Origin of the sequence: Allobosea sp. TND4EK4, from assembly GCF_900156025.1 — a bacterium.
Lineage (GTDB): Bacteria > Pseudomonadota > Alphaproteobacteria > Rhizobiales > Beijerinckiaceae > Allobosea.
Map to the genome: position 1 here is coordinate 1 of NZ_FTMO01000049.1, position 2,519 is coordinate 2,519.

The 2,519-nt window shown below is 66.4% G+C and carries 3 protein-coding genes; all 3 read left to right on the forward strand.

Annotated features, from left to right (window positions below):
• The first annotated feature begins 82 nt into the window (after positions 1 to 82).
• Positions 83 to 514 (forward strand): transposase, encoded by a 432-nt coding sequence (locus tag BW981_RS22155; RefSeq protein ID WP_076443159.1) that lies wholly within the window; start codon positions 83 to 85, stop codon positions 512 to 514.
• Positions 511 to 864 (forward strand): IS66 family insertion sequence element accessory protein TnpB, encoded by a 354-nt coding sequence (gene tnpB, locus BW981_RS22160; protein ID WP_076443160.1) that lies wholly within the window; start codon positions 511 to 513, stop codon positions 862 to 864. The genes BW981_RS22155 and tnpB overlap by 4 nt, the downstream gene beginning before the upstream one ends.
• Positions 865 to 932: 68 nt before the next feature.
• On the forward strand, positions 933 to 2,498 hold the full coding sequence (locus BW981_RS22165; protein ID WP_076443162.1) for an IS66 family transposase: 1,566 nt from the start codon (positions 933 to 935) through the stop codon (positions 2,496 to 2,498).
• Positions 2,499 to 2,519 lie beyond the last annotated feature (21 nt).

Genomic DNA, 2,519 nt, shown 5'->3' on the forward strand with positions numbered 1-2,519 from the left:
CGTAAGCGCCACGCCGGTCCCCTCGTGCGGTTCATGAGCTGCATGTGGCAGCATCCTCCGATTGGCGAGACGGAGGATCGGGATGGAAGCAGACGTGCAAATGGACGTCCAATTGGACGTCGCGACACCTGGCTACGTCGGCCGACTTGAGGTTGTCGAGGGTCCGACGGGGCGGCGGCTTCGCACGGAGGGCGAAAGGGCGCGGATAGCGGCGGAGAGCCTGATGCCGGGAGCGCAGGTTGCGGTGGTCGCTCGAAAGTACGGAACGACACGCTCGCAGGTGTATGATTGGCGGCGGCGCCTTCGTCTGGGAGAGCTGGTCCTTCCGGAGAGCGCGGAGCCGCTGTTCGCGCCGTTGCTGGTGGATGACGCGCTGTCGCCCCGGCTGCCGCCAAAGCCACCGAAATCGGCGGCGGCGGAGGTTGAGATCGTGGTTGGCGATGCGGTAATCCGAACGACGGTCGAGGTCGAGCAGTTGGCGCAGGTGATCCGTGCGGTGCGGGCGTCGCGATGATCGCGCCGAGTTCCGATCTGAAGATCTACGTGGCGACACGTCCGGTCGACTTCCGTCGTGGCCTTGATGGGCTGGCGGCGGCGGCGCAGGAGGTGCTCGGCCTTGATCCCTACAGTGGTGCCGCCATCGTCTTCCGGGCCAAAAGGGCCGATCGGATCAAGATTTTGGTCTGGGATCGCACCGGACTGGTGCTGGTGCACAAGCGTCTGGAGGGCTCGAAGTTCGTGTGGCCGCAGGTTCGCGACGGCGTCATGCGGATGTCGCCGGCGATGTTCGCGGCCTTGTTCGAGGGGCTGGATTGGCGCCTGGTGCGTCCCGAGCGGGTTCGGCGTCCGCAGCTTGCCGGGTGAGTGCGGCACACTGACTCAGGTCCGCGCCGGGCATGGCACTGCGGGCTGATCCATGCTCGAAATAGCCCATGAACGTCGCTGTTCTCCACGATGAGGTCGCGCGTCTGAAGGCCGAACTGGCGCAGACGCAAGAGGCCCTGGCTCACTCCGAGGAAGCACGGCGGCGGTTGGAGAGCATCGTCAGTGACTTCCAGCGCGAGAAGTTCGGCGCCAGGTCCGAGAAGCTCTCCATCGAGCAATATCATCTGCCGCTGGAGGACGTCGAAATTGCCCAGGGCGTGCTCGACGCCGCCCATGAGAAGGCACAGCGGATCATCAAGGGCCGGGCCGACGGCGCCAGCACGTCTCACCGGCGCAACCGCGGTCACCTGCCGGCCCATCTGCTGCGGGTGGAGCGGATCATCGAGCCCGCGAGCAGGTTGTGTCCGTGCGGTTGCGGCGAAATGGCGAGGATCGGCGAGGACGTGAGCGAGCGGCTGGACGTGGTCCCGGCGCAGTTGCGCGTGCTGGTCACCCGCCGCCCGAAATATGCCTGCCGCCGCTGCTCGGGCGCGGTCGTGCAGGCTCATGCCCCCGAGCACGTGGTGCCGGGCGGCCTGCCGACCGAGGCGCTGATCGCCCAGGTCATCGTCGCCAAGTTCGGCGATCACTTGCCATTCTATCGACAGGCCGAGATCTACGCCCGCCAGGGCATCCGGCTGGATCGCGCGACACTCGGCAAGTGGTCTGGCCGGGCCTGCTTCCATCTCAAGCCCATCGCCGATCGCATGCGCCAGCATCTGTCCGCGGCGGATCGGCTGTTCATGGACGAGACCACCGCGCCGGTGCTCGATCCCGGGCGCGGAAAGGTCAGGAAGGGCTTCTTCTGGGCCATCGCGTCTGATGATCGCGGTCATGCCGGCCAGGGCCCGCCGATCGTGCTGTTCCACTATGCGCCAGGACGCAGTGGCGAGCATGCCGAACGCTTCCTTCAGGGCTTCCGCGGACAGTTCCTCCAGGTCGACGCCTATGAGGGCTATGACCGGCTGACCCGTCTGGAACGGCCGCAGGGGCCGTGGCGGCTCGTCCATTGCTGGAGCCACCTGCGCCGGCGCTTCGTCAAGCTCGCGCGCAACACCAAATCGCCGATCGCCGAAGCGGCGATCCGCCAGATCGCGGCGCTCTATGCCATCGAGGCAACGGTTCGCGGGACAGCGCCGCAACTGCGGCTCGCCGCCCGGCGGGAGCATTCCGCGCCGATCATCGCCGCCCTCAAGCCGTGGTTCGAGAAGCAACTGTCGATGATCTCTTCCGGCTCCAGGCTGGCCGAAGACATCCGCTATGGGCTCGCCCACTGGGAAGGGCTCACCCGCTTCCTCGACGATGGCCGCCTCGAGCTCGACACCAACCCGGTCGAAAACGCGATCAGGCCAATCTGCCTGACCCGGAAAAACGCCCTGTTCGCGGGCCACGAGGTCGGGGCGGAAAACTGGGCGCTGCTCTCATCCCTCGTCGCCACATGCAGACTCAACGACGTCAATCCCGTCGCCTATATCGCTGAAACCCTCGACGCCATCATCAACGGCCACCCGCAAAGCGGCGTCGAAGATCTCATGCCGTGGCGCTTCCGGAAATCCTCAACCCCTAATCCATAGGGTGCTGGCGGGGCGCTTACG